26 protein-coding genes are annotated in these 24999 nt (G+C 65.2%); 11 read left to right on the top strand and 15 right to left on the bottom strand.

From position 1 onward, the window contains the following. Positions 1-64: 64 nt before the first annotated feature. Complete coding sequence (locus ShzoTeo12_RS19215; RefSeq protein ID WP_318914323.1) at positions 65-571, bottom strand: DUF721 domain-containing protein; 507 nt, start codon at positions 569-571, stop codon at positions 65-67. 178 nt (positions 572-749) lie between these two features. Here ShzoTeo12_RS19215 and mutY point away from each other — a divergent pair, with 178 nt between their 5' ends. Together mutY and ShzoTeo12_RS19205 are read left to right on the top strand one after the other, a co-directional pair. Next, the gene (gene mutY, locus ShzoTeo12_RS19210; RefSeq protein WP_318913649.1) at positions 750-1844 is read left to right on the top strand and encodes an A/G-specific adenine glycosylase; all 1095 of its coding nucleotides are present in this window, start codon (positions 750-752) and stop codon (positions 1842-1844) included. Continuing rightward, complete coding sequence (locus tag ShzoTeo12_RS19205) at positions 1841-2458, top strand: HAD family phosphatase (RefSeq protein WP_318913647.1); 618 nt, start codon at positions 1841-1843, stop codon at positions 2456-2458. The genes mutY and ShzoTeo12_RS19205 overlap by 4 nt, the downstream gene beginning before the upstream one ends. A 405-nt stretch (positions 2459-2863) precedes the next feature. On the opposite strand, the gene ShzoTeo12_RS19200 is transcribed toward ShzoTeo12_RS19205, so the two are convergent. Further along, positions 2864-3796: an IS110 family transposase gene (locus tag ShzoTeo12_RS19200; RefSeq protein WP_318911869.1), complete on the bottom strand. Its 933-nt coding sequence runs from the start codon at positions 3794-3796 to the stop codon at positions 2864-2866. A gap of 299 nt (positions 3797-4095) precedes the next feature. After that, complete coding sequence (locus tag ShzoTeo12_RS19195) at positions 4096-5226, bottom strand: site-specific DNA-methyltransferase (protein WP_119254539.1); 1131 nt, start codon at positions 5224-5226, stop codon at positions 4096-4098. A gap of 234 nt (positions 5227-5460) precedes the next feature. Here ShzoTeo12_RS19195 and ShzoTeo12_RS19190 point away from each other — a divergent pair, with 234 nt between their 5' ends. Further along, positions 5461-7125, top strand: coding sequence for a vWA domain-containing protein (locus tag ShzoTeo12_RS19190; protein WP_318913645.1), 1665 nt, complete (start codon positions 5461-5463; stop codon positions 7123-7125). Positions 7126-7168: 43 nt separating this feature from the next. Here the strand turns inward: ShzoTeo12_RS19190 and ShzoTeo12_RS19185 are convergent, their stop codons facing one another. Continuing rightward, positions 7169-7516 (bottom strand): antibiotic biosynthesis monooxygenase, encoded by a 348-nt coding sequence (locus tag ShzoTeo12_RS19185; protein WP_318913643.1) that lies wholly within the window; start codon positions 7514-7516, stop codon positions 7169-7171. Continuing rightward, positions 7513-7839: an NIPSNAP family protein gene (locus ShzoTeo12_RS19180; protein WP_318913641.1), complete on the bottom strand. Its 327-nt coding sequence runs from the start codon at positions 7837-7839 to the stop codon at positions 7513-7515. The genes ShzoTeo12_RS19185 and ShzoTeo12_RS19180 overlap by 4 nt, the downstream gene beginning before the upstream one ends. Positions 7840-7911: 72 nt before the next feature. Between ShzoTeo12_RS19180 and ShzoTeo12_RS19175 the strand changes: the two genes are divergently transcribed. Together ShzoTeo12_RS19175 and ShzoTeo12_RS19170 are read left to right on the top strand one after the other, a co-directional pair. Beyond that, entirely contained in the window at positions 7912-8589 is a 678-nt protein-coding gene (locus tag ShzoTeo12_RS19175) for a winged helix-turn-helix domain-containing protein (RefSeq protein ID WP_318913640.1), read from the top strand. Positions 8590-8838: 249 nt separating this feature from the next. Beyond that, complete coding sequence (locus ShzoTeo12_RS19170) at positions 8839-9528, top strand: HAD family hydrolase (RefSeq protein WP_318913638.1); 690 nt, start codon at positions 8839-8841, stop codon at positions 9526-9528. A gap of 75 nt (positions 9529-9603) precedes the next feature. Here the strand turns inward: ShzoTeo12_RS19170 and ShzoTeo12_RS19165 are convergent, their stop codons facing one another. After that, positions 9604-10170, bottom strand: a complete 567-nt coding sequence (locus tag ShzoTeo12_RS19165; protein ID WP_318913636.1) for a hypothetical protein — start codon at positions 10168-10170, stop codon at positions 9604-9606. 229 nt (positions 10171-10399) lie between these two features. Between ShzoTeo12_RS19165 and thrC the strand changes: the two genes are divergently transcribed. Continuing rightward, positions 10400-11797 (top strand): threonine synthase, encoded by a 1398-nt coding sequence (gene thrC / locus ShzoTeo12_RS19160; RefSeq protein WP_318913634.1) that lies wholly within the window; start codon positions 10400-10402, stop codon positions 11795-11797. A gap of 17 nt (positions 11798-11814) precedes the next feature. Next, positions 11815-13110 (top strand): M16 family metallopeptidase, encoded by a 1296-nt coding sequence (locus tag ShzoTeo12_RS19155; RefSeq protein ID WP_119254532.1) that lies wholly within the window; start codon positions 11815-11817, stop codon positions 13108-13110. A gap of 192 nt (positions 13111-13302) precedes the next feature. Here the strand turns inward: ShzoTeo12_RS19155 and ShzoTeo12_RS19150 are convergent, their stop codons facing one another. After that, positions 13303-13452 carry a DUF1127 domain-containing protein gene (locus ShzoTeo12_RS19150; RefSeq protein WP_119254531.1) on the bottom strand — a complete coding sequence of 50 codons (150 nt, stop codon included), beginning with the start codon at positions 13450-13452 and terminating at the stop codon, positions 13303-13305. 258 nt (positions 13453-13710) lie between these two features. On the opposite strand from ShzoTeo12_RS19150, the gene ShzoTeo12_RS19145 reads away from it, so the two are divergent. Together ShzoTeo12_RS19145 and ShzoTeo12_RS19140 are read left to right on the top strand one after the other, a co-directional pair. Continuing rightward, positions 13711-14340, top strand: a complete 630-nt coding sequence (locus tag ShzoTeo12_RS19145) for a GNAT family N-acetyltransferase (protein WP_119254530.1) — start codon at positions 13711-13713, stop codon at positions 14338-14340. Between the two features lie 16 nt (positions 14341-14356). Next, on the top strand, positions 14357-17269 hold the full coding sequence (locus tag ShzoTeo12_RS19140; protein WP_318913631.1) for an EAL domain-containing protein: 2913 nt from the start codon (positions 14357-14359) through the stop codon (positions 17267-17269). A 45-nt stretch (positions 17270-17314) separates the two neighbouring features. Here the strand turns inward: ShzoTeo12_RS19140 and ShzoTeo12_RS19135 are convergent, their stop codons facing one another. The 3 genes from ShzoTeo12_RS19135 to ShzoTeo12_RS19125 form a co-directional block, all read right to left on the bottom strand. Further along, positions 17315-18379, bottom strand: a complete 1065-nt coding sequence (locus tag ShzoTeo12_RS19135) for a putative zinc-binding metallopeptidase (RefSeq protein ID WP_318913630.1) — start codon at positions 18377-18379, stop codon at positions 17315-17317. Positions 18380-18487: 108 nt separating this feature from the next. After that, positions 18488-18679: a CsbD family protein gene (locus ShzoTeo12_RS19130; protein WP_119254528.1), complete on the bottom strand. Its 192-nt coding sequence runs from the start codon at positions 18677-18679 to the stop codon at positions 18488-18490. A gap of 106 nt (positions 18680-18785) precedes the next feature. Further along, entirely contained in the window at positions 18786-19391 is a 606-nt protein-coding gene (locus ShzoTeo12_RS19125; protein WP_119254527.1) for a YqgE/AlgH family protein, read from the bottom strand. A gap of 172 nt (positions 19392-19563) precedes the next feature. On the opposite strand from ShzoTeo12_RS19125, the gene ShzoTeo12_RS19120 reads away from it, so the two are divergent. Both ShzoTeo12_RS19120 and ShzoTeo12_RS19115 read left to right on the top strand, forming a co-directional pair. Then, positions 19564-20352, top strand: coding sequence for a protein-disulfide reductase DsbD domain-containing protein (locus ShzoTeo12_RS19120; RefSeq protein ID WP_318913628.1), 789 nt, complete (start codon positions 19564-19566; stop codon positions 20350-20352). A gap of 54 nt (positions 20353-20406) precedes the next feature. Then, positions 20407-20892, top strand: coding sequence for a peroxiredoxin (locus tag ShzoTeo12_RS19115; protein WP_318913627.1), 486 nt, complete (start codon positions 20407-20409; stop codon positions 20890-20892). A gap of 199 nt (positions 20893-21091) precedes the next feature. Here ShzoTeo12_RS19115 and rnhA read toward each other — a convergent pair whose 3' ends face one another. The 5 genes from rnhA to ShzoTeo12_RS19090 form a co-directional block, all read right to left on the bottom strand. Further along, positions 21092-21532, bottom strand: coding sequence for a ribonuclease HI (rnhA, locus tag ShzoTeo12_RS19110; protein ID WP_318913625.1), 441 nt, complete (start codon positions 21530-21532; stop codon positions 21092-21094). Further along, positions 21529-22494, bottom strand: coding sequence for a homoserine kinase (locus ShzoTeo12_RS19105; protein WP_318913623.1), 966 nt, complete (start codon positions 22492-22494; stop codon positions 21529-21531). The genes rnhA and ShzoTeo12_RS19105 overlap by 4 nt, the downstream gene beginning before the upstream one ends. Positions 22495-22737: 243 nt before the next feature. After that, on the bottom strand, positions 22738-23745 hold the full coding sequence (gene ispH, locus ShzoTeo12_RS19100) for a 4-hydroxy-3-methylbut-2-enyl diphosphate reductase (protein WP_119254522.1): 1008 nt from the start codon (positions 23743-23745) through the stop codon (positions 22738-22740). 88 nt (positions 23746-23833) lie between these two features. Further along, a complete protein-coding gene (locus ShzoTeo12_RS19095; RefSeq protein WP_245424723.1) occupies positions 23834-24562 on the bottom strand; it encodes an SURF1 family protein in 729 nt (242 codons plus the stop codon). 25 nt (positions 24563-24587) lie between these two features. Then, positions 24588-24971 carry a DUF983 domain-containing protein gene (locus ShzoTeo12_RS19090; RefSeq protein ID WP_119254520.1) on the bottom strand — a complete coding sequence of 128 codons (384 nt, stop codon included), beginning with the start codon at positions 24969-24971 and terminating at the stop codon, positions 24588-24590. Between the last annotated feature and the right edge of the window lie 28 nt (positions 24972-24999).

Here is a 24999-nt window from a genome sequence, read left to right as displayed (position 1 = left end):
GCTTTCGGGCGCGAACAAGCGGTGTGAAGGCCAGTAACTTCAAAGAATTGTGACCGTTCGATGATCAGCGGCGCCGGCCGAGCACGGCGGTGCCGAGGCGCTTCAGCGCCGCCTTCAGCGCCTCGCCCTCGATGCCCTCGACCAGTTCGTCGAGATGGCGGGCCGCAGCGCCGGTCAGCGGACGGGGCCGGGGACGATGGCGCGTATGCAGCGCCACCGGCTTCTGCACGATCCTCACCTGGCTGACGGCGGGAAAGCCGAAGAAGCCGTTGATGCGCTGGATGATCTCGCCCTGCTGGTGGCTGAGGAAGAGCGCGCGCGCACCCTCGCAGGCGATCGTCAGCACGCCCGGCTGGTGGCCGCCGCCCTCGCCCGCCATTTCCGAGGCGCGGCGCGGCCAGGCGATGCGCTCCGGCCGCGTGCATTCGGCGAACTCGGCGCCGGCGATCTCCTCCCACGAGCCGAGCAGCATCGTGTTGATACCGGCGCGCTTTGCCAGCACGGGATCGATGAGGTCGTTGGCGACCTCGCTGATCTGGACGACACCGCGTCTCGACTGGCGTGCGGGCATTTTCGCGTTCACGGCCTACCCCTTGCGGGAAAATATTCCTGTTCTCGCCCGCAGGATGCCTTGAACATCGCGGACCACTCGGCCAGTTATAGAGCAATTCCAGCAGAAATGTGCAGCGGTTTTGCGCGCGCCGCCCTGTCAGGCTATAGAAGCGCCCCGATCCCGTTTCAGGCAGACCATGACCCAATCCCACCGGACCGCGGCGCCCGCCGACCTGCTTCTCGCCTGGTACGACCGGCACCACCGCGATCTGCCGTGGCGCGTCAGCCCGCCAATGGCGGCGCGGGGGATTGCGCCCGATCCCTACCGCATCTGGCTTTCCGAGGTCATGCTGCAGCAGACCACCGTGCAGGCGGTCAAATCCTATTTCGCGCTCTTCACCGCGCGCTGGCCGACCGTGACGGACCTCGCAAATGCCGACAACGAGGACGTGATGAAGTCCTGGGCGGGCCTCGGCTATTACGCCCGAGCCCGCAACCTCAAGAAATGCGCCGAAGCCGTCGCCTTCGAGCATGGCGGGGTCTTTCCGGATACAGAGGACGGGCTGAAGGCCCTGCCCGGCATCGGCGACTATACGGCGGCGGCCATCGCCGCCATCGCCTTCAACCGGAAGAGCGCGGTGCTTGACGGCAATGTCGAGCGCGTCGTCTCGCGCCTTCACGCCATCGAGACGCCGCTTCCGGCGGCAAAGCCGGAAATGCGCGCGCTGGTGGCCGAAATGACGCCGGAGGACCGGCCGGGCGACTTCGCCCAGGCGATGATGGACCTCGGCGCGACGATCTGCACGCCGCGCCGCCCGGCCTGCGCGCTCTGTCCGTTCAACGCGGACTGCCGGGTGCTGGGGCGCAATGACCCCGAGCTCTATCCGCGCAAGGCGGCGAAGAAGGAAAAGCCCGTCCGGCTCGGCGCGGCCTTTGTCGCCGAGGACGAGACCGGCGCCGTCTTCCTGCGCAAGCGGGGGGAAAGCGGCCTTCTCGGCGGCATGACGGAAGTGCCGGGCAGCGCCTGGACGGCGCGGATCGACGGGGAGACCGATATCTCCGCCGCGCCCTTTTCGGCGGACTGGCAGGCCTGCGGCACCGTCGTCCATGTCTTCACGCATTTCGAACTGCGCCTCAGCGTCTACCGCTCCGTGGTTCTGCGGGATGCGCAGGCGGGCGCGGGATGGTGGCAGCCGAAGGAAACGCTCGACGGCGAGGCACTGCCGACCGTCATGAAGAAGGCCATCACGCAAGCCATACCGGACGCGTTTCAAAAAAAGAGGAAAGCATGAGCAGCATCGAAATCCGCCACATCGTCTTCGACATCGGCCGGGTGCTGATCCACTATGATCCGCATATCCCCTTCGCGCGACTGATCCCCGACGAAGCGGAGCGCAACTGGTTCTTCGCCAATGTCTGTACGCATGACTGGAACCTGGAGCAGGACCGCGGGCGCCGGTGGGAGGATGCCGAGGCGCTGCTGATCGAGGCGCATCCCGACCGCGTCGAGCAGATCCGCGCCTTCCGCAAGCACTGGCACGAGATGGTCTCGCCCGCCTATGTGGAGAGCGTCGCGATCCTGGAGACGCTGATCTCACAGGGACGCGACGTCACCATGCTGACCAACTTCGCCGCCGACACCTTCAAGGAGGCGCGAAAGATGTATCCCTTCCTCGACAAGCCGCGCGGCGTCACCGTCTCGGGCGAGATCGGGCTCATCAAGCCGGATCTTGCGATCTACGAGAAGCACAGCCGCGACTTCGGCCTTTCGCCCGCCCATACGCTCTTCATCGACGATGCACCGGCCAATGTCGAGGGCGCACGCATGGCGGGCTGGAACGCCGTGCTGTTCACCGGTGCTGAAAAGCTGAAGAGCGACCTTGCCGCGCACGGCATCGCGCTCTGATCCGGTCACATCCGGCCCGAAACCGAAACGCCCGGAGCCGCAAGGCTCCGGGCGTTTTCGCATTTCCGGGACTGAAGGTACAAAAACCGGAAAAGCGATATCCGGCCGGTTGATCGGCCTCGGCTTTCGCAACGATTTCCGTTGCTTGGCCTGATGTGTTTGCCGGATCACAGTAAGCGGGCGATGGTTAACATCGTTTGAACGCGGTGTCGCAAATGTGTGGGCAGGAGGGGAGCGCAATGCTTTTTTGGCAGCTCCTCATCCGGCTGCCGCCACCTTCTCCCCGCAAGCGTGGAGAAGGGCCCGTGCGGGACCGGTTTCCCAAGAGCAAAACCGATAATCGGAAGCGAGCGTTGCCACGCGGTTCCTTCTCCCCGCTTGCGGGGAGAGCGACTGTCTTTGTTGTCAAGTGTTTTGCCATAGCCTTTGGTCCCTGATGATGGCGTTGAGCATGGTCAGCAGCTTCCGCATGGTTGCGACGATGGCGACGATCTTCGGCTTGCCGGCCGCCACGAGATGATCGCGGAAGGCCTTGAGCACCGCATTGTGGCGACTGGCCACGAGGGCTGCCATGAACAGCACGGACCGCACGTTGCTCCGGCCTCCGCCGATGAAGCTCCTGCCCTTCCACTTGCCCGATTGCCGCGTCCACGGTGCAAGCCCGGCCAGCGCCGCGATCTGTCGCCGGTCGAGGCTGCCCAGTTCCGGCATATGTGCCAAAAGCGTGCGCGCCACCGCCGGTCCCACGCCCGGCACCGAGGTCAACAGCCTCTCGCGCACCCGCCACAACGGTGATTTGCGGATCCGGTCGTCCATATCGGCATCAAGGCTCTCCAGCTCGCGCCGCAGCGCCGTCAGGACGCGCCGGATGCTCTTGCGGGCGGGCGGGGATGCGGCCATCCGCTCGCGGTTCTCTTCCGCCACCATCATCTGCACGATCTGGCGCCGCCGTGTCACCAGTTCGCCGAAGGCCCGCGCCGCCTCGTCCTTCAAGGGACGTATGTCGGGCTTGGCCGCTTCGACGAAGGCCGCGATCACTGCCGCGTCGATCGGATCGGTCTTGGCATGTTTGCCCAGAGCATTCGCATAGGCGCGAACCTGTGCCGGATTGACGACCACCACGGCAAGCCCCGCCGCCGAAAGCGCCGCCACCGCCACATGCTCGTAGCCGCCCGTCGCCTCCAGCGCCACCAGAGCGGGGCCGTGCGACGACAGCCGGGCTATCAGCGCCTCCACGCCGGCATGATCGTTGCCGACCCGGAAATGTTCACCCGACGGTGCGACATGCACGTCGAGCCAGTCCTTCGATACGTCGATACCGACGACAACCTTGTCCATCCGATCCCATCCTTGCCTAAGCGGGCTTCGCAATGTCGAGCGGCCCTGGCGACTGTTCGGGTTCGATGGAACGGCGGATGGAGACCCGGGCTCTCCCGCGGGCTTGGTGTCCCAAAAGTGCTGCGGGATGCCATCCGCCACCGCAATGCCAAATACACCGGCTTTCGCGGATAAAGGGAAGTTACAAAGGTGCCGGCAGGCCGGATGAGGGGCTGCAGCCCGACCACAAAAGCCACAGCCCCCGGTGCAGGGAACACCGGAGGCCGCAGCTGGAGAAAGAGTAAAGGTCGTCAGGTGGCCTATTCGAGGCCAGCCATACCGGAGCGCACGACAGCGCGCAGCGCGTCGATCGGCTTCAGCTCCGCGCCGTCGGCATAGTGCCAGAAGGTCCAGCCGTTGCAGGCGTCGAGCCCCTGCACCTTGGCGCCGACGCGGTGGATGGAGCCGGCATCGTTGCCAGAGGCGAGCGTGCCGTCGGCGCGCACGATGGCGCTGTGGCGGCGGCGGGCATCCGTCAGCACCGTGCCGGGCTGGAGAAGGCCACTTTCGAGGAGCGTGTTGAAGGCGACGCGCGGTTCGGCCTTCTTGCCGCTCATCACGGAAAGGGTGCCGGAGCCGAGCGGCTCGACCGCGTCAATGCGCGCGCGGGCCGCATCGATATAGCTCTGCTCGCGCTCGATGCCGACGAAATGACGGCCGAGGCGCTTGGCGACGGCGCCGGTCGTGCCGGAACCGAAGAACGGGTCGAGCACCACGTCACCGGGCTTGGAGGAGGCCATGAGGATGCGGGCGAGCAGCGCTTCGGGCTTCTGCGTCGGATGCACCTTCTTGCCGTCCGCGTCCTTCAGGCGTTCGCCGCCGTTGCAGATCGGGAAGAGCCAGTCGGAGCGCATCTGCACGTCGTCATTGGCGGCCTTCATGGCATCGTAGTTGAAGGTGTAGCCCTTGGCCTTCGGGTCGCGGGTCGCCCAGATCATCGTTTCATGCGCGTTCTGGAAGCGGCGACCCTTGAAGTTCGGCATCGGGTTGGTCTTGCGCCAGACGATGTCGTTGAGGATCCAGAAGTTGAGATCCTGCAGCGTCGCGCCGACGCGGAAGATGTTGTGGTAGGAGCCGATGACCCAGATCGTGCCCGACGGCTTCAGCACGCGGCGGCAGGCGAGCAGCCAGGCGCGGGTGAAGGCGTCGTAGGCCTCGAAGGAGGCGAACTGGTCCCACTCGTCGTCGCAGGCGTCGACCAGGGACTGGTCGGGACGGTGCAGCGCGCCGCCGAGCTGGAGGTTGTACGGCGGATCGGCGAAGATGACGTCGACGGACTGGTCCGGCAGCGCTTCGAGCGCGGCAACGCAGTCGCCCTTGATGATCGTGTCGAGCCAGCCGCTCTTGCGGGGCGAACGGGAGACGTCTGCAAGCGAAAGAACAGATGGCATTTTTTACTCGCTGATACGCTAACTCGGAACGGAACTTGATGGTGCTTATGGTTACCGAAGATGGTTACCAAAGACTGAAGGGTTTGGAGAAAAAGCGAAAACCGTTTCGCAAGGGGATCGCGGCGCCGAATTCAAGAGACCGCGAATAGACGCCCCTTCCCGCACGTTTCCCTGACAATGCCGCCGCCTGGCCGAGGGGATCGGCCGGTTTTCCGGCAAACGAGGAGGACGACCGTGCGATTGAGAGCCGTTTTCATGCTTCTGGCGGGGCTGCTTGCCGCCAGCGGGGCGCTCGCCGCCGACAAGACGATGATCGTGCTCGATGCCTCCGGCTCCATGTGGGGCCAGATCGGCGGGCGCAGCAAGATCGAGATCGCCCGCGAGACGCTCGGCTCGGTGCTGAAGTCCGTGCCGACGGGCACAGAGCTTGGCCTGATGGTCTACGGCCATCGTGAAAAAGGCTCGTGCAGCGACATCGAGCTGGCCGTGCCGCCGGCCGCAGGCACCGAAAACGCCATCACCGCCTTCGTCAACGGCCTCAATCCGAAGGGCAAGACGCCGCTCACGCAGTCCGTCGAGCAGGCCGCCGACATCCTCAAATATACCGAGGAGAAGGCGACCGTGGTTCTCGTGACGGATGGGCTGGAGACCTGCGAGGCCGATCCCTGCGCCCTCGCCTCCGCGCTCGAAAGCAAGGGCGTCGATTTCACCACCCATGTCGTCGGCTTCGGCCTGACGGAGGAGGAAGGCAAGCAGGTCGCCTGCCTTGCGGAAAATACCGGCGGCAAATATTTCCAGGCCTCTGACGCCACGCAGCTCGTCGCCGCGCTGACGGAGACGGTGGCGGAAGCGCCGATGTCGAAGCCGGAGCCGGAAGTGGTCGAGACCACGCCGGAGCCGGCCGTCGAATTCAACACCGCGGCCGACAGCGTGCTTTCGGAAGGTGGGCTGTCGCTCGGCGACAATGATGACGTCCACTGGCTGATCTACAATGCCGGTGCCGACGGCAAGCCGGCCGGCGACTATATCGACAGCCAGTACAAGGGCGCCTATTCCGGCAGCTACCCGCCCGGAAAATACATCGCCGTCGTGACATTGCAGAGCGCGATCGAACGGCAGGTTCCCTTCGAGGTGAAGGCCGGCGAAGTGGCAAAGCCCTTCGTGAACTTCGATTCCGGGCATGTGACCGTCACCGCGCGGCGCACGCCGACCGACGCCGAGCCCGACTCGAACGGCGCGATCCAGGTCTCCTTCGGCAGCTATTCCAGCACCTATTACGGCACGGCGAAATTCTATGCTCCGGCCGGCGAGGTAAAGCTGCAGGGCACCATCGGCCCCTCCAAGGTGGAGGAAACCATCGCGGTGAAGGCCGGCGAGGAGATCGCGCGCGACCTCGTCATCGGCGCGGGCATCGTCCTCAACAAGGCGGTCTATGCGGAAGGCGGGCCGGAGGTCGATTCCGGCAATGTCTTCTTCGAGATCGTGGCGCCGGAAAAGGCGATCGACGGCAGCCGCAAGAGCGTCGCCTACGGCTACGGCACCGGCACGAAGCTCGACATTCCGGCTGGCGACCATGTGCTGACGGCCAAGCTCGGCTCGGCGACGGGGGAAATCCCCTTCACCGTCAAGGCCGGCGAGATGAAGGAAGTCGTCGTCAACATCAATGCCGGGGTTCTGGCGATCACCGCGCCGGGGGCCAATTCCATCGAGATCCTCAGCGCCGCGAAGGACATCCAGGGCAACCGCAAGTCCGTGTCGATCAATTACGGCGCGGAATGGCAGGACACGGTGCCGCCCGGGGACTACATCGTCGCGGTGAAATACGAGGGCGACGTCGCGCCCAAAGAAGCGAAGGCGACCGTCAAGGCCGGCGAGCGGGCCGAGGTGACGGTGCAATGATCCGAAAGACGATGCGGCCCGCCATATGCGGACCGCGTCGTCCTCATGCCGCGTGGAAGGCGCGGCTGTCCTCCGGCGCCTCGTTCCGGTCGTTGAGGCCGTAGTCGCGCACGACACTGGCAATGCGCAGCCGATAGGCGTCGAAGACACCGCCGCGGCCGAGCGACTGGGCAGTGCGATGTTCCTCGGTGGTGCGCCACGCCTTCACCGCCGCCTCATCGCGCCAGAAGGAGAGCGAAAGCAGCCGTGTCGGATCGGTGAGGCTGCGGAAGCGCTCGATGGAAATGAAGCCTTCGATGCCGTCGAGCAGCGGGCGGAGGTCGCGCGCCGTGTCGAGATAGAGCTCCATGCGGCCGGACGCGGGCACGACCTCGAAGATGACCGCGATCATGGCGTCATCCTCGGCGCATGGGGCGGCGAGGCGTTCCTGAGAAAGATGCGGTCCTCCTTCAGGAAGCGCTCCCTGCGGGAGAATTCATAGTTCTCCCGGCCGAGCGGATCGGCGGCAAGCCGGGCGCGATAGGCCTCGTAGGCCGCAAGACTCTCGATGTTGTAGACACCATAGGCCGTGGTCGCCGAGCCCTCGTGCGGGGCGAAATAGCCGATGAGGTCGGCCCCGCAGCGCGGGATCACCTGGCCCCAGTTGCGGGAATATTCGGCGAAGACATCCTTCTTGAAGGGGTCGATCTCGTAGCGAATGAAGCAGGTGATCATCGTCGTCTCCTTGATTGCGATGATCCCTTTTCCCACATTGCCCGACGCCAATGCTTCGTCTATCATCGAAGTATGAAAGAAGGACCGGACATTTCCCAGATCGGCGCACTCATCGGCGATCCTGCACGCGCCAACATGCTGACCGCGCTGATGGGCGGTCAGGCACTGACGGCGACCGAGCTTGCCGGCGCGGCCGGCATCACCTTGCAGACGGCCAGTTCGCATCTTTCCAAACTGGAGGGCGGCGGGCTCGTCGTGCAGCGCAAGCAAGGGCGGCACCGCTATTTCGGGCTTGCGGACGACGAGGTGGGCGCGTTGCTCGAAAGCATCATGGGTTTTGCGGCCAATCGTGGCCTGCTGCGCACCCGCCCCGGCCCGAAGGATCCGGCACTGCGCCGGGCACGGGTCTGCTACAACCACCTTGCCGGCGATTTCGGCGTGCGCATGCTGGACCGGATGGTGGCCGACGGCGACGTCACGCTCGACGGCGACGATGCCGAGCTGACGGCTTCCGGCGAAGCGCGTGTGGCGGCGCTTGGCATCGACGTCCCCACCCTCAGGGCGCAACGCCGCCCGGTCTGCCGCACCTGCCTCGACTGGAGCGAACGCCGCTCGCATCTCGCCGGCTCCCTCGGCGAGGCGCTACTAGCCCGCTTCATCGCGGATGGCTGGGCGAAGCGTGAGAAGGACAGCCGCGCCATCCGCTTCACGGCAGAAGGCGAGCGGAAGTTCACGGCATTGTTTCCGTGAGGGCAGGCGAATGCCCCTCATCCGCCTGCCGGCACCTTCTCCCCGCTTGCAGGGAGAAGGTCGCGGCAGCGGGATGAGGGGTAGCCGCTCCCGGCCGCTACGCATGGCTCCCTCCCCGAATCGGCAATTGTCCCACGCCCCCCTTTCGTGTAGGGAAACCGCGGCCTCACGGGCGCTCCGCGCCCCTTCGTTCTTCCGTAATTCCGGATGCAGCCCTCCCGGACTTGCCCCTATGAAAGACAGCAGCTCATGAACGGTTTCGATCTCATCATCTTCGATTGCGACGGGGTTCTCGTCGATTCGGAAATCATCGCGGCGGAAGTGGAATCGGCGCTGCTGACGGATGCGGGCTACCCGATCAGCGTCGAGGAAATGGGCGAGCGCTTTGCCGGCATGACCTGGCACAACATCCTGCTGACCGTCGAGCGCGAAGCCTCCATCCCGCTCTCGGCCACCCTGCTCGACAAGTCGGAAAAGCTGCTCGACCTGCGCCTCGCGCAGGAGGTGAAGGCCATCGACGGCGTCAAGTCGATGCTCTCGCGCATCCCCAGGCCCTATTGCATCTGTTCGAATTCGGCCTCGCACCGCCTCGACATGATGCTCTCGAAGGTCGGGCTTCGGGAGGTCTTCGGCCCCTATGTCTATTCGGCCAAGGATCTCGGCGCCGACCGTGTGAAGCCGAAGCCGGATATCTTCCTGCACGGCGCAAAGCAGTTCGGCGCCAATCCGGCGCGCACGCTGGTCATCGAGGATTCGGTTCACGGCATTGCAGGCGCCCGCGCCGCCGGCATGCGCGTCGTCGGCTTCACCGGTGCCTCGCACACCTACCCTTCCCATGCCGACCGCCTGACGGAGGCCGGCGCGGAAACCGTCATCTCGCGCATGAGTGAATTGCCGGACGTCGTCGCCGCGCTCGCCGAATGGCAGGAAGCGATCTGAGCCTTCCAATCATCCCAACGAAAAGGCCGCGGAACGATGTTCCGCGGCCTTTTCTTTTGAGATGTGCAGAAGCGGTTACTTCTTCCGCTTCTTCGCCGACCCCTCTTCAAAGCCGACATAGGCCTTGGTGAAGCTGCCGGAGCCGCCGGGGATCGCGACATTGCTCTGGGTGAAGATGAACTGGGCCGCGCTGCCATCGGCCGGAATCGTGACCGGGAACTGCACGAGCTGGGAATAATGCGAGGTCTCGCCGTCCATGACCGCGACGCGGATCGGCAGCGTTACCGTACCGCCGGCACCGGCCGGGCCGACGACGATGCGGCCTTGCACCATGATCGTCATGACGAGCTGGTTCTCGTTCAGCACGCACTGGCGCGTCGTGTCGCCGAGCGTCACCTGATAGGCAAGGTTCTGCGGATCGTCCTTGGCGCCCTTGCCGTAGCGCTGCAGGACGGCGGTGCCGTCGCGCAGGAAGACTTGCGGGCACGAGCCCTGGATCACCGCGACCTGCGTCTGCTGCTGCGCGGCGGCCTGGACGCCCGACGGATCGCTCGTCACGCCGAGATCTGCTGGCTTGTCGGTCTGGTTGCAGCCGGCGACGACGGCGAGAAGGGAGATGCCGAGAAAACGGCGGATGGTCATTCCAAACACGATACGTTCTACCCCTGCGATCAGGCCCCGCCCCCGGCGTCCAAGCCTTTCGGAACTCGTTTTACGGGCCTTTTCACGACCCTAGGCGATGGTCTATAGCAGCGACGCGGCGAAAAATCGATTGTCGAATGAAACCGCCCTCAGAAATTCGGAGAGGCCCGCCTCGCTTCATCGGGACGGGCCGGACGCAACGGCATTTGCAAATCCAAGGACGTGCGACGTGGATTATGTTTCGACCCGGGGCGAGGCCCCTTCCCTCGGTTTCTCCGATGCGCTTCTGGCGGGCCTTGCCCGTGACGGCGGCCTCTACGTGCCCCGCGAATGGCCGTCCTTCTCGAAGAAGGATATTCGGGCACTCCGCGGCAAGTCCTATCAGGAAATCGCCTTCACGGTGCTTCTTCCCTTCGTCGAGGACGACATTCCGGCCGACAAGTTCCAGGCGATGATCGACGAGGCCTATGCCACCTTCCGCCATCCGGCGGTCGCCCCACTCGTCCAGACGGGCCCGAATTCCTTCGTCATGGAACTCTTCCACGGCACGACGCTCGCCTTCAAGGACGTGGCGATGCAGCTTCTCGCCCGCCTGATGGACCATGCGCTGGCCGTGCGCGGCGAGCGCGCCACCATCGTCGGCGCCACCTCGGGCGATACCGGCGGCGCGGCCATCGACGCCTTTGCCGGTCGCGAGCGCACCGATATCTTCATCCTCTTCCCCGAAGGCAAGGTCTCGCCGGTGCAGCAGCGCCAGATGACCACCTCGAAGGACAAGAACGTCCACGCACTCGCCATCAAGGGCAATTTCGACGACTGCCAGAACCTCGTCAAGGCGATGTTCAACGACACGAAGTTCCGCGATGGCGTAAAGCTCTCGGGCGTCAACTCGATCAACTGGGCGCGCATCATGGCCCAGATCGTCTATTACTTCACGACGGCCGTCGCGCTCGGCGGGCCGGACCGGAAGATCTCCTTCACCGTGCCGACCGGCAATTTCGGCGACATCTTCGCCGGTTACGCCGCCAAGCGCATGGGCCTTCCCATCGACAAGCTGGTGATCGCGACGAACGAGAACGACATTCTCGCCCGCACGCTGAAAACCGGCCGCTACGAAATGAAGGACGTCAAGGCGACCACCTCGCCCTCCATGGACATCCAGATCTCGTCCAATTTCGAGCGGCTGCTGTTCGAAGCCCACTACCGTGACGCCGGCGCCGTGCGCCGCGCCATGGCGAGCCTCAAGCAGTCCGGCGCCTTCGAGATCGGCGATCACGCGCTGAAGACGATCCGCAAGAAGTTCCGCGCCGGCCGCGCCTCGGAAAAGCAGGTGGCGCAGACGATCAAGGACACGCTGGCCGCGACCGGATACCTGCTCGACCCGCATTCGGCCATCGGCGTCTTCGTCGCCGCCAAGCACGAGAAGCCGAACGCGCCGATGGTGACGCTCGCCACCGCCCACCCGGCGAAATTCCCCGCCGCAGTAAAATCGGCATGCGGTATTGACCCGGCGCTTCCGACGTGGCTTGCTGACCTCATGCAAAGGGAGGAGCGGTTCGACGTCCTCGAAGCGGAACTCGATGCGGTGGAAGCCTTCATCGGGAAGCATACGCGGGTTCGGGGATAGAATCGCAGAAAGTGCGTATGATGAAAGTTGAGTGCACCCGGCTTGCGTCCGGGTTGACCGTGGTGACCGAAAACATGCCGCATCTGGAGAGCGTCGCTCTCGGCGTGTGGATCAAGTCGGGGTCACGCAACGAAACCACGGACGAGCACGGCATCGCCCACCTTCTGGAACACATGGCCTTCAAGGGCACGGAGCGCCGCTCCGCCCGCCAGATCGCCGAGGAAATCGAGAATGTCGGCGGCGAGGTCAACGCCGCCACCTCGACGGAAACCACCTCCTACTATGCCCGCGTGCTCAAGGACCATGTCCCGCTCGCGGTCGATATCCTTGCCGACATCCTGACGGAATCCGTCTTCGACGAGGAAGAGCTGCGCCGCGAGAAGCACGTCATCCTCCAGGAAATCGGCGCGGCGAACGACACGCCGGACGACGTGGTCTTCGACAAGTTTTCCGAGGTCGCCTATCGCGACCAGATCATCGGCCGCGCCATCCTCGGCACGCCGGACACGGTGCTGTCCTTCTCGCCCGGCGAGATTCGCTCCTATCTCGACCGCAACTACACGACGGACCGCATGTTCGTGGTGGCGGCCGGTGCGGTGAACCATGACGAATTCGTGCGCCAAGTCGAGGACCGCTTCTCCTCGCTGCCGACCGCGCCAAAAATCTCCCCGGTCTTCGAGCCGGCCCGCTATACCGGTGGCGATATCCGCGAGACGCGCGACCTGATGGACGCGCAGGTGCTGCTGGGCTTCGAGGGCAAGGCCTACCACGCCCGCGACTTCTACTGTTCGCAGATCCTCGCCAACATCCTCGGCGGCGGCATGTCCTCCCGCCTCTTCCAGGAAGTGCGCGAGCATCGCGGCCTCTGCTACTCGATCTACGCCTTCCACTGGGGCTTTTCCGATACCGGCATCTTCGGCATCCATGCCGCGACCGGCGGCGAGAACCTGCCCGAGCTGATGCCCGTCATCTTCGACGAGCTGAAGAAGTCGTCCGAGACGATCGACCAGCAGGAAATCGAGCGCGCCCGCGCGCAGATCCGCGCCCAGCTTCTGATGGGCCAGGAAAGCCCGGCCGCCCGCGCCGGCCAGATCGCCCGCCAGATGATGCTCTACGGTCGCCCGATCCCGAACGAGGAGCTGATGGAGCGCCTCGCCGGCATCACCATCGAGCGCCTGACGGACCTTGCCGGACGCCTGTTCTTCGACACGGTGCCGACCATCTCGGCCATCGGCCCACTGGAACACCTCGTCCCGGCCGGCGACATCACGCGCTCGCTCTCGCGCGGGACCATCGACCGCGCGGCGAGCTGAAGCCGCGCCTTTTCCGATATCCTGGGGACCCGCAAGCGGGCAAAATAAAACCCGCCTTGCGGCGGGTTGCCTGATCGGGACCCTGGGAGGAGAGAGGTCCCGATGAATGGGACGGGATGACCGGACTGGCGCTGCCGGATATGGCGCGCCGATGTCATCCCTCATGGCGCGGGGCGTTGGCCCCAAGCCGTATCAGCCGAAAACGACCATGCCCTTGACGGCAGCCTGGATGTTCGAGCGGGAGATGCCGAGGTCCTGCAGGGCGCGGTCGTCGAGGGCGCCGAGTTCACGGACGGCGCGGCGGTCAGCGGCATTCTTCTTGAGCTTTGCGAAGATGTTCATCGTTCAATTCCTTTGTGTTTCCCTTGCGTTGATCAATAGATAAGCGACCTCCTGCCTAAAGAAAATGCATATGCTCACACCGCTGACATGCGGCTTTTGCATAGCACCGAGGCAGGCCCGAATCGGCCCGGCGACGCGAACGAAAAAGGGGTGTCGCCGGCTCCATAGGACTGCCCCGTTTCATTTGACGCCGGCGAGGCTCTCGGCATAGTCTTTGTGAGAAAGGGGCCGCCACGAGGACGGCGCGCGGAGGACTGAATGGCACGGTCGGTTTTTCGGTTTCTGTCGCGCCAGCCCGACACCGTGGAACTAGCCGGCGAACGGCACCTGCTGCGCCTCCCCCGCTTCCAGGATTACAGGCAATGGTATGCGTTGCGCTCCCAGAGCCGGCGCTTCCTCGAACCATGGGAGCCGACATGGCGGAGCGACGATCTGACGGAAGGCGCCTTCCGCGCCCGCGTCCTTCGTAATGAACAGGAATTTTCGTCGGGGCAGGCCGTCCCCCTCTTCGTCTTCACGCGCGAGGAGAAGACGCTGCTCGGCGGCCTCACCGTCGGCTATATCCGGCGCGGGGCGGCGCAATGCTGCATGATCGGCTACTGGATGGGTGAGCGCCATGCCGGCCAAGGCCACATGTTCGGTGCACTCAACCTCGCCATACCCTATATCTTTTCGAGCCTTCAGTTGCACCGTATCGAGGCAGCCTGTATTCCAGACAATACAAGAAGCATACGTCTCCTTGAAAAGGCCGGCTTTCAGCGGGAAGGCTACCTTCGGGAGTATCTGAAGATAAACGGGGAGTGGCGCGACCACGTGATGTTCTCGCTTCTGGCCGCCGACAGGCGGCCCCAGGCGGCACCGGGCGCGGCAGGACTGGGCAGTACCTAAGGACAATGCACTTTCAATGACGTCTTCCTTCGTGCCGCAAGCGCTGCGTGCCAGCCGGTTGCTCGCTTTCATCCTTCTGGTGCCGATCCTCCTTGCGGGGATGCTGCCGGCGCGCGCCTATGCCGTCGAGCCGGTGAAGATCTCCCGTGACGACACCGCGCTCGACCTCACCGCCACCACCGAGATCTATACCGGCCGGGGCGAGGCTTTCCAGGTTTCCACAGCGCCCGGCACCGATGGCATCGTGCGGCGCATCGAGGTGCGGGCCACCTCCGACGAGCACCAGGGCGACTGGGCGGTCTTCGCGCTCGCCAACGTTTCCGACGAGCAGATCGACCGCGTGATCGTCGCCCCGCATTTCCGCCTCGTGCAGTCCAAGCTGTTCTGGCCGGACCTCGGCTCCAAGCGCATCATCTCGATCACGCCGAGCGAAGGCTTCGCGCTCGACCGCGAGCCGAGCGAAGAGGCGGACGTCTTCTCCATCACGCTCAACCCCGGCACGGTCGTCACCTTCGTCGCGGAGCTCGCGACACCCGACCTGCCGCAGATCTATCTCTGGGAGCCGGACGCCTACAAGGACACGGTCAACGCCTTCACGCTCTATCGCGGCATCGTGCTCGGCATCGCGGGCCTGCTCGCCGTGTTCCTCACCATCCTCTTCGTGGTGAAGGGCACCTCCATGCTGCCGGCGACAGCGGCGCTCGCCTGGGCGGTGCTCGGCTATATCTGCGTCGACTTCGGCTTCCTCTCCAAGCTCATTTCGATCACGGCGGGCGACGAGCGGATATGGCGCGCGGGAACGGAGGTGTTCCTCGCGGCGGGCCTTGTCGTCTTCCTCTTCACCTATCTCAACCTCAACCGATGGCATGCGCATCTCGCCTATGCGACGCTCGCCTGGATCCTCGGCCTCGGCCTCCTCTTCGGCGTCGCGATCTACGATCCGCCGATCGCCTCGGGCATCGCCCGCCTCTCCTTCGCGCTGACAGCGACGGTCGGCATCGTGCTCATCGCTTATCTCGGCTTCAACCGCTATGATCGGGCGATCCTGCTCGTGCCCGCCTGGGCGCTGATCCTCGTCTGGCTGTTCGGCGCCTGGCTGACGGTGACGGGCCAGCTCAACAACGACATCATCCAGCCAGCGCTCGGCGGCGGCCTCGTCCTCATCGTGCTCCTCATCGGCTTCACGGTGATGCAGCACGCCTTTGCCGGCGGCGCCTACAGCCAGGGCCTGTTCTCCGATCTCGAACGCCAGTCGCTGGCGCTGACGGGCTCGGGCGACACCGTCTGGGACTGGGACGTGGCGCGTGACCGCGTCGTCACCATTCCCGACATCTCCATCCAGCTCGGCCTTGCGCCGGGCGTCATGCACGGCCCGGCGCGCAACTGGCTGCCGCGCCTCCACCCCGATGACCGCGACCGCTTCCGCGCCACGCTCGACGTGCTGCTGGAGCACCGCAAGGGCCGGCTCAACCACCAGTTCCGCGTGCGCGCCGAGGATGGCCACTATCACTGGCTCTCGATCCGCGCCCGCCCCGTGCTCGGCGCCAATGGCGAGATCATCCGCTGCGTCGGCACGATCATCGACATCACCGAACAGCGCAACTCGATCGACCGCCTCTTGCAGGACGCCCTGCACGACAACCTGACGGGCCTGCCGAACCGTCAGGTCTTCCTCGACCGCCTGCAATCGATCCTGTCGCTGACCGCCAGCTCCGAGACCGTGCGCCCGACGGTGCTGACCATCGACATCGACCGCTACAAGCAGGTCAACGACGCGCTCGGCATCGCCGCCGGCGACAATATCCTCATCGCGCTAACCCGGCGCCTGCGCCGGCTCCTCAAGCCGCAGGATACGCTGGCCCGGCTTGCCGGCGACCAGTTCGGCCTGATCCTCATGTCGGAGCGGGATCCCACCAAGGTGGCGGATTTCGCCGATGCGGTCAGCAAGGCGATCATGGTGCCGATCAATTTCGGCGGCCGCGAGATCATCCTGACGGCCTCCATCGGCCTCGTCTCCTGGGTCGACCAGCAGGAGGATGCGGCCGGCCTGCTCAACGATGCCGAGCTTGCCATGTACCGGGCCAAGAAGGCCGGCGGCAACCGCGTCGAGCCCTTCCGCCCCGCCTTCCGCACCTTCGGCGCCGACCGCCTTCAGATCGAGACGGACCTGCGCCGCGCCATCGAGCGCAAGGAGCTTTCCCTCGTCTACCAGCCGATCGTCCGGCTCAAGGATGCGGAGATCGCCGGCTTCGAGGCGCTGATGCGCTGGGACCATCCCAAGCGCGGCAATATCTCGCCGGCCGAGTTCATCCCCATCGCGGAGGCGTCCGACCTCATCAACCAGCTCGGCCTCTTCGCCTTCGACAAGGCGGCGAGCGACCTGATGGACTGGCAGCTCCAGACCGGCGAGCTTCCGGTCTTCGTCTCGGTCAACCTGTCGAGCGCGCAGCTTCTCAACAACGAGCTTTACAACGACGTGCGCGCGGCGCTCGCCCGCACCCGCTGCGAACCGCAGAAGATCAAGCTGGAGCTTACCGAATCCGTCGTGATGGAGAATCCGGAACAGGCCCGCCTGATCCTCAACAAGCTGCGCGATGTCGGCCTCGGCCTTGCGCTCGACGATTTCGGCACGGGCCATTCCTCGCTCTCCTATCTCACCCGCTTCCCCTTCGACACGATCAAGATCGACAAGGCGCTGGTGCGCGACGGTTCCGACAAGCGCACCGTGCTGCTGCGCTCCGTCATCTCGATGGCGCGGGAACTGGAAATGCAGGTTGTCGCGGAAGGAATCGAGTCGGAGGAGGACGCCATCGAGCTCGGCAACATGGGCTGCGAGTTCGGCCAGAGCTACATCTTCGGCCCGCCGATCGGCTACGATTCGGTGCTGCGCCTCCTGAAGGAACGCTTTCCGTTGATGAAGCGGGCGTAAGAGGCAGTAGGCAATAGCCAATAGGCAGTAGAAACTCCCTACTGCCTATTGGCTATTGCCTACTGCCCTGACCAGCCGATTGATGAAATCCAGCTTCTCCACCACCGGCGGCGAGAGCACGAAGGGGTAGCTGTCGGGCTGGCCCATGGAGCGCTGGATGGCGTTCATCGCGACGCTGAGCGGAACCCAGGATTCGACGAGCCGGCCGGCATTCGGCGCCCGATAGGGATCGAAGGTGACTTCCGCTTCCAGCTCCTCATGCCCCTTCGGATCGGTGTTGAGGCCGAAGGCGCGGGCGGTTTCCAGCGTATCGACGATATGGAAGAAATGCGCCCAGCATTCGGCGAAATCCTCGGCCGGGTGGCAGCTTGCATAGGTGCTGATGAACCGCTCCTGCCAGTCCGCAGGCGGCCCCTCGTCGTAGTTGCGCTGGAGGGCGGCGGCGTAATCTTCGCGCTCGTCGCCGAAGAGATTGCGCGCCTCTTCCAGCATCGCCTCGTCGCAGACGAGCTGCGTCCAGTAGAAATGCCCGACCTCATGGCGGAAATGGCCGAGCAGCGAGCGATAGGGCTCGCCCATGGCAACGCGCACGCTCTCGCGCACCACATCGTCCGCCTCGGCGGCGCGCAGGCTGATCAAACCATCCTCGTGGCCGGTCATGGCGGCCGCGACGACATTGCCGTTCGCATCCAGCTCGTCGGCAAGGAAATCGAAGACGAGTCCGCCGGCGGGGTCCTCCTCGCGGGTCGGATGCGGCAGCTTCCAGCGCAGGATCGAATAGAAAAGGTGCCGCTGCGCCGCGCCGATACGCCGCCAGCGCTCCAGCCCGACGGGATCGGTGGTGGGCACGATGCGATTGTGCCGGCAGGCCTCGCAGAAGGCATGCGGACTGTCGGCGGGAACGATCCAGTTGCAGACATCGTGAACGGCATTCGCGCAGTAGCGATAGAGGCCGCCCGACGCGATCCTCCAGACGCCCTCGCCTTCCGGCACCAGGGCATGCAGCGTCACGTCCGCGGCAAGGAAGCCGAGAGGCGCGCCGCAGCGCATGCAGAGGCGGTTGTCGAAATGGATCGTCTGGCCGCAGGTCCCGCAGGTGAAGAGTTTCATGGCGTCCCGGATCGTTCGGTGCATTCGGCAGGATACCCGCGCCGGCATTTGCCGGTGCGGGTATCCCTGTTCGAAAAGGACTGGACGGCCTTGGCCATCCGGACAGGATCAGAGCCGGTCGACGGCGCTCTTGACCGCGTCCTTGGCTTTGCCGACGGCCTTCTGGGTCTTGCCCTTGGCTTCCTGTGCGGCGCCCTCGGCGCGCATCTTCGGGCTGTCGGTCGCCTTGCCCGCGGCCTGCTTGGCCTTGCCGGCCAGTTCGTTGGCGGTGCCCTTGATCTTGTCGCTCGTGCTGCCCATCGTCATGCTCCCTGTGTCCGGTTGCAAGCGCCACTATCAGCGCGCCGGGAGAACGGCGTGCAACGCAGCAGGTTCCATCAGGGCGAAAAAATCGGAAGGCAGACCCTCAGGCGTGGCCCGCTTCCGTGGAGAGCATGGCGGGCGTAATGCCCATCAGGCCGAGCGCGCGCTCGTACTTGCTGTCGAGATTGGTGTCGAAGATCAGCTCTTCCTGCGCCGGGCAGCTCAGCCAGCCATTGGCACCGATCTCGTTCTCGATCTGCCCTGCGCCCCAGCCGGCATAGCCGAGCATCATCATGCCGCGCTGCGGACCACGGCCACGGGAAATGGCGCGCACGATGTCGAGCGTCGCGGTCAGGCAGATCTCATCGCTGACCGGAATGCTGGATTCGGACATGTAATCGTCCGAATGCAGCACGAAGCCGCGCCCGCTTTCCACCGGTCCGCCGCAGCGGATGGGAAAATCGAGCGTCGCGCCCGGCAGGCGGATCACTTCCTCCTCGCCGAGGAGATCAAGATGCAGGAGCACGTCGGAGAAGCTGAGCGGCTGCGGCCGGTTGATGACGAAGCCCATGGCGCCGTCTTCCGAATGGGCGCAGATATAGACCACGGTGCGGGCGAAATTGTCGTCGGCCATCCCCGGCATGGCGATCAGGAACTGACCGTCAAGGAAGCCGCGTTCTCGTGTCTTTTTCAGAACCGACATAGCCATAGTGCAGACAGCCTATCAATTCGCGGCCAAATGAAAAGCGTTCTTTTCGCCGGCCCACCCATCCGGTCTTACATGAAAGGCATGCCGGGCCGGCGCGCGATCAAGCTTTTATGATGGCCGCGCGAGGTTTTGTTGCTGGCAAGCGGCAAGAGCCGGCGCTAGATATGAGGCCATGAAACGCCTGCTGATCGCCGTCATCCCGCTGCTTTTCGCCGCCTCTTCCGCCGCCGCCGCCTCCTCTTCCTGGGTCGAGACGCCGGGCGGAGATGTGCGCCTCGTCGCCCTTCCGGCTTCCGCCGACGGCACGATGCGCGCCGTGCTCGATATCCGCCTGCACGACGGCTGGAAGACCTATTGGCGCGATCCCGGCGGCAGCGGCATTCCCCCTTCGGTGGCAGTCACCGGGGCGACGCTGACATCGGTCGGCTTTCCCGCGCCGAAGCGGCTCGGCGATGCCGAGACCCATTACATCGGCTACGACAGGCCGGTGCGCCTGCCCCTGACGCTCGACAAGGCGGCGGGGCCGATCACCGCCACCGTCTTCATCGGCATGTGCAAGGAGATCTGCATTCCCGTGCAGGCGGAACTGACGGTGGATGCGAGCGACGAGAGCTTCGCCAACCCGCTCGAGGAAGCCGCCGTCGCCGACGCCGAGGCGACGCTGCCGCATGGCGCGGGCAACGGTTTCAAGCCGCTCTCCGGCGCGTGGGCGGCGGACGGCAAGAGCGTGACGGTGCGCTTCGAGGCGCCGGCGGACGGCCCCCTTCCCGACGTCTTTCTCTCGGGCTCATCGAGCTTCGAATTCGGCGCGGCGAGCGCCGCGCGGCTTGAGGGCGATGCCTATGTCGCCGAGGTGCCGGTGCTGCACAAACCCAAGGTCTTCGATCTTGCGAAGGACCCTATCCGCCTGACGGTGCGCGCCGGCGAGAAGACGATGGAAAGCCCGCTTGCCATCGACTAGCGCTCCCCTATAGTTCCGCCGCAAGCCATTTTGCCACCAGACAGGAGAGACGCCGTGACCATTGCCGTTGGAGACAAGCTGCCCGACCTCAAGCTGAAGGAACGCACGCCGGACGGCCCCGCCGACATCTCGACGGACGAGCTGTTCAAGGGCAGGCGCGTCGTGCTCTTCGCCGTACCCGGCGCCTTCACGCCCACCTGCTCGCTGAACCACCTGCCGGGCTACCTGGAAAACCGCGACGCGATCCTTTCCAAGGGCGTGGACGACATCGCCGTCGTCGCCGTCAACGACCACCACGTCATGGGCGCCTGGGCGACCTCGACGGGCGGCGTGGGCAAGCTGCGCTTCCTCGCCGACTGGGACGCCGCCTTCACCAAGGCGCTCGGCATGGACATCGACCTTTCCGCCGGCACGCTGGGCGTGCGCTCCAAGCGCTATTCCATGCTCGTCGAGGACGGCGTGGTGAAGGCGCTCAATGTCGAGGAAAGCCCCGGCCAGGCGACGGTTTCCGGTGCGGCAGCGATGATCGAGCAGCTTTGATGAGGCGTTTTGGATGAGGGATCGCCCCTCATCCCCCCTGCCGGGACCTTCTCCCCGCAAGCGGGGAGAAGGAGAAGGTAGAGCGCTCCCCGCCCTTGCCGATACGTTTCGAGGGAGGGAAAACGGCAAGCCCATCGCTCCTCGCCCCGCTTGCGGGGAGAGGATGCCGGCAGGCAGGTGAGGGGCAGCAGCAACCCGCTCAGCCCCTCTTGAACGGCGCCATGCCCTTGCGCGCCAGCTCATCGGCGCGTTCGTTCTCCGGGTGGCCGGCATGACCCTTGACCCAGTGCCATTCGACCTTGTGGCGAAGGCGTGCCTCGTCGAGCGCCTGCCAGAGGTCGCCGTTCTTCACGGGCTTCTTGTCGGCGGTCTTCCAGCCGTTCTTCTTCCAGCCGAAGATCCATTTCGAAATGCCGTCCATGACGTATTTCGAGTCCGTGTAGAGATCGACCTCGCACGGGCTCTTCAGCGCGGTGAGCGCGCTCATCGCCGCCATCAGCTCCATGCGGTTGTTGGTCGTCGCCGCCTCGCCGCCGGACATTTCCTTCTCGACCTCGCCATAGCGCAGCACCGCGCCCCAGCCGCCGGGGCCGGGATTGCCCGAGCAGGCGCCGTCCGTGAAGATATCGACATGCTTCATCGGGAAAGCCCGTATTCGCGGGCGTCAAGCACCTGGCGGTGGAAGCGCAGCCGGCGCAGGTATTCGAGCGGGTCCTTCTTGACGACCAGCGCGCCGGGCGGCGTCATCAGCCAGTCGTAGAGCCGCGTCAGGAAGAAGCGGATCGCGGAGCCCTGGGCCAGCAGCGGCAACGCGGCCACCTCGGCGTCGGACAGCGGGCGCACGCTCTCGTAGCCCTCCAGCAGCGCCATGCCCTTGGTGAGGTTGAACGAACCATCCTTCTCGAAGCACCAGGCATTGAGGCAGGTGGCGACGTCATAGGCGAGAATGTCGTTGCAGGCGAAGTAGAAGTCGATCAGGCCGGAAAGCTCGTCGCCGATGAAGAAGACGTTGTCCTGGAAGAGGTCGGCATGGATGACGCCCGTCGGCAGGTCCTTCGGCCAGCGTGCTTCCAGGAGATCGAGCTCACCGGGGATCTCGTCCCGCAGCCCCGTCTCCACCTCGTCCGCGCGGTCGGCGGACTTGTCCCAGAGCGGTCGCCAGCCATCGACGGAAAGCGCGTTCCGCCGGGTGAGCTCGAAGCCCTCGCCGGCAAGGTGCATCTGCGCCAGCGCGCGGCCCACCTCCCGGCAATGCTTCGCCGCCGGCTTGCGCAGCCACATGCCTTCGAGGAAGGAGATGACGGCGGCGGGGCGGCCGGAGAGCTCACCGAGCAACGCGCCGTCGCTGCGCGGCAGGGGCAGCGGGCAGGACAGGCCTCTTTCCGCCAGATGGTGCATCAGGCCGAGGAAGAACGGCAGGTCGCCCGGATCGACGCGCTTCTCGTAGAGCGTCAGGATGAGGGCGCCCTTCGTGGTGTGCAGCAGAAAGTTGGAATTCTCCACGCCCTCGGCGATGCCCTTGTAGGAGAGCAGCGTGCCTGCGTCATAGGCGGCGAGGAAACGGGAGAGATCGTCTTCGGTGATATCGGTATAGACGGCCACGGCGGGTCTCAGGCTTGATAGGTGGGGTCGATCGGATAGGTGGTCGGTGCGGCGCGCTGCCCCTCACCTGCCTGCCGGCATCCTCTCCCCGCAAGCGGGGCGAGGAGCGATGGGCTCACAGGTTCCCCTCCAACCGCAAAGTGGGAAGAAGGGAACGGAAGACGGCCCGGATTTCCCCTTCTCCCCGCTTGCGGGGAGAAGGGCCCGGCAGGGGGATGAGGGGCGCAAGAGTGGTTCACAGTCTCACTCGCCATTGACGAAAGCCATGTCGGCCGAGGTCAGCTCGATGCTGCGCAGTTCACGGTTGACGAGGAAGTGCTCGTTCTCCTCGACCGTATCGGCAAGCTCCACGACCGCGTTGTAACGCGCGCGGAAAGCCTCGATGATCTCGTTGACGATGACCTCCGGGGCGGAAGCGCCGGCCGAGAGGCCGACGGTGCGGATGTCGCCGATGGTCTCCCAGTCGATCTCGGAGGCGCGCTGGACGAGCACGGATTTTGCCGCCCCTGCTCTCAGCGCCACTTCGACGAGGCGCTTGGAGTTGGAGGAGTTCGGCGCGCCGACGATGAGGAAGAGGTCGCAGCCGGGCGCCGCCTGCTTGACGGCCTCCTGCCGGTTGGTGGTGGCATAGCAGATGGAATCGGCGGCGGGGGCCGTGAGGTTCGGGAAGCGCTCGTGCAGGCGCTTGATGACGCCGGCCGTGTCGTCCACCGAGAGCGTTGTCTGGGTGACGAAACCGAGATTGTCGGGATCCGGCGGCACGTATCTGTCGGCGTCCTCGACCGTCTCGACCAGCGAGACGGAGCCTTCGGGCAATTGCCCCATCGTACCGATGACCTCCGGGTGGCCGGCATGGCCGATCAGCACGACATGACGGCCGAGGCGCTGGTGGCGCATCGCCTGCTTGTGGACCTTGGAGACGAGCGGGCAGGTCGCGTCGAGATAGAAGAGGTTGCGCGCCTCGGCATCGGCCGGAACCGACTTCGGCACGCCATGGGCGGAAAAGACGACGGGCTGCTGGCGGTGCTCTTCCGGAATCTCGTCGAGTTCCTCAACGAAGATCGCGCCCTTGGCTTCCAGCCCCTCCACGACATAACGGTTGTGCACGATCTCGTGGCGCACATAGACCGGCGCGCCATAGGCCTTCAACGCCAGCACGACGATCTGGATGGCGCGGTCGACGCCCGCACAGAAGCCGCGCGGGCCGCACAGCCTGATGGTCAAGTCCGGTCGGTTTTCAATCATGCTCATCGGTTATCCGGAAATGGGACGGGGCCTTGCGCCCATATAGGCCGTCGCAGGCCGCCGCGCCAAGGGAAAACAGCTTCAGGCGGCACTTTCAGGGCGCCGGATCGCCCTTCCGGCGGAACAGGGCATAGAGCGCCACGCCCACCAGCGCCGCGGCCAGACCGTACCAGGTGACGGCATATTGCAGGTGGTTGTTCGGCAGGTCGAACTGGGTGACGCCGCCGATCGGCAGGCCCTTCGGGTTCGGCGCATCGCCCGCATCGACGAAGAAGGGCACCAGCCTGTCCGCGGCAATGCCGGTGCTCGATGCCATGGCATCGAGGTCCTTCCAGTAGAAGATGTTCTTGGCAATATCATTGTCCGGCACGATGGAGGACGGCTTTTCGGCAAGGCGGGCACGGGCAAGGCCGGTGACGGTCTGCTCGCCGGTAAGCTGGCCCTGCTTGCGCATTTCCGGCTCCTTCGCCTCGTAGGGCACGAAGCCGCGGTTGACGAACAGGAAGCGGCCGTCGGCAAGCTGCAGCGGCGTATAGATGTAATAGCCCGTTTGGCCATGCCAGGTGGCGAAGAAATGGCGCTCCCGGTTGTTGGCGAAGACGCCGGAGACAGTGACCGGGCGGTATTCGATATCCTCGCCCCTTGCCGCCATCGCCTCGATATCGGCAAGCGGCACGGGGGCGGCGACGCGACGCTCGGCGATATCGGCGAGCAGCGCTTCCTTCCAGTAGAGCCGCTGGACCTGCCAGGTGCCGAGCGAGAGCAGGATGGCGAGCGCGACGAAGAAGGCGATCCACGTCACGACCGTCTTGGCCCTGCCCATGCGCGGCGCGCGGCCTGCCGGCACCTCAGCCACGGTCGATCTCGCCCGGCCGCGCATTGTTGCGGTATTGCAGGGTGATCAGCAGGCCCTTGAGGATGCGCGTCAGCCAGAGGCCGAGGCCGATGACGAGCGGGATCCAGAGCAGGAAATGCACCCAGAGCGGCGGGTTGTAATTGACCTCCATCCAGAGCGCCGCGCCCACCACGACGAAGCCGACGATGAGCAGCACGAAGACGACCGGCCCGTCACCCGAATCGGCGAAGGAGTAGTCGAGCCCGCAATTGGTGCAGGCCGGCCGGACCTTCAGCAGCCCGTCGAAGAGCTTGCCCTCGCCGCAGCGCGGGCAGCGGCCGCGCGCCCCGGCACTGAAGGGATCGATGGGCGGATAGAGTGCCTTGTCTTCGTCCATGGTGAAATTCCGTTTCGTAGACCGGTCG

Source organism: Shinella zoogloeoides (genome assembly GCF_033705735.1).
Lineage (GTDB): Bacteria > Pseudomonadota > Alphaproteobacteria > Rhizobiales > Rhizobiaceae > Shinella > Shinella zoogloeoides_A.
The sequence above is the reverse complement of the archived record's forward strand: the minus strand, read 5'-3'. Positions and strand labels throughout refer to the sequence as shown.

Bases quoted from the DNA above. Each gene is read 5' to 3' on its own strand.
- ShzoTeo12_RS19140 (WP_318913631.1), top strand. From the start codon at position 14,357: ATGACGTCTTCCTTCGTGCCGCAAGCGCTGCGTGCCAGCCGGTTGCTC.
- ShzoTeo12_RS19205 (WP_318913647.1), top strand. From the start codon at position 1,841: ATGAGCAGCATCGAAATCCGCCACATCGTCTTCGACATCGGCCGGGTG.
- ShzoTeo12_RS19165 (WP_318913636.1), bottom strand. From the start codon at position 10,170: ATGACCATCCGCCGTTTTCTCGGCATCTCCCTTCTCGCCGTCGTCGCC.
- ShzoTeo12_RS19095 (WP_245424723.1), bottom strand. From the start codon at position 24,562: ATGGGCAGGGCCAAGACGGTCGTGACGTGGATCGCCTTCTTCGTCGCG.
- ShzoTeo12_RS19145 (WP_119254530.1), top strand. From the start codon at position 13,711: ATGGCACGGTCGGTTTTTCGGTTTCTGTCGCGCCAGCCCGACACCGTG.
- mutY (WP_318913649.1), top strand. From the start codon at position 750: ATGACCCAATCCCACCGGACCGCGGCGCCCGCCGACCTGCTTCTCGCC.
- ShzoTeo12_RS19155 (WP_119254532.1), top strand. From the start codon at position 11,815: ATGATGAAAGTTGAGTGCACCCGGCTTGCGTCCGGGTTGACCGTGGTG.
- ShzoTeo12_RS19125 (WP_119254527.1), bottom strand. From the start codon at position 19,391: ATGGCTATGTCGGTTCTGAAAAAGACACGAGAACGCGGCTTCCTTGAC.
- ShzoTeo12_RS19090 (WP_119254520.1), bottom strand. From the start codon at position 24,971: ATGGACGAAGACAAGGCACTCTATCCGCCCATCGATCCCTTCAGTGCC.
- ispH (WP_119254522.1), bottom strand. From the start codon at position 23,745: ATGAGCATGATTGAAAACCGACCGGACTTGACCATCAGGCTGTGCGGC.
- ShzoTeo12_RS19150 (WP_119254531.1), bottom strand. From the start codon at position 13,452: ATGAACATCTTCGCAAAGCTCAAGAAGAATGCCGCTGACCGCCGCGCC.
- ShzoTeo12_RS19175 (WP_318913640.1), top strand. From the start codon at position 7,912: ATGAAAGAAGGACCGGACATTTCCCAGATCGGCGCACTCATCGGCGAT.
- ShzoTeo12_RS19195 (WP_119254539.1), bottom strand. From the start codon at position 5,226: ATGCCATCTGTTCTTTCGCTTGCAGACGTCTCCCGTTCGCCCCGCAAG.
- ShzoTeo12_RS19170 (WP_318913638.1), top strand. From the start codon at position 8,839: ATGAACGGTTTCGATCTCATCATCTTCGATTGCGACGGGGTTCTCGTC.
- ShzoTeo12_RS19130 (WP_119254528.1), bottom strand. From the start codon at position 18,679: ATGGGCAGCACGAGCGACAAGATCAAGGGCACCGCCAACGAACTGGCC.
- ShzoTeo12_RS19180 (WP_318913641.1), bottom strand. From the start codon at position 7,839: ATGATCACCTGCTTCATTCGCTACGAGATCGACCCCTTCAAGAAGGAT.
- ShzoTeo12_RS19215 (WP_318914323.1), bottom strand. From the start codon at position 571: ATGCCCGCACGCCAGTCGAGACGCGGTGTCGTCCAGATCAGCGAGGTC.
- ShzoTeo12_RS19185 (WP_318913643.1), bottom strand. From the start codon at position 7,516: ATGATCGCGGTCATCTTCGAGGTCGTGCCCGCGTCCGGCCGCATGGAG.
- ShzoTeo12_RS19200 (WP_318911869.1), bottom strand. From the start codon at position 3,796: ATGGACAAGGTTGTCGTCGGTATCGACGTATCGAAGGACTGGCTCGAC.
- rnhA (WP_318913625.1), bottom strand. From the start codon at position 21,532: ATGAAGCATGTCGATATCTTCACGGACGGCGCCTGCTCGGGCAATCCC.
- ShzoTeo12_RS19135 (WP_318913630.1), bottom strand. From the start codon at position 18,379: ATGAAACTCTTCACCTGCGGGACCTGCGGCCAGACGATCCATTTCGAC.
- ShzoTeo12_RS19120 (WP_318913628.1), top strand. From the start codon at position 19,564: ATGAAACGCCTGCTGATCGCCGTCATCCCGCTGCTTTTCGCCGCCTCT.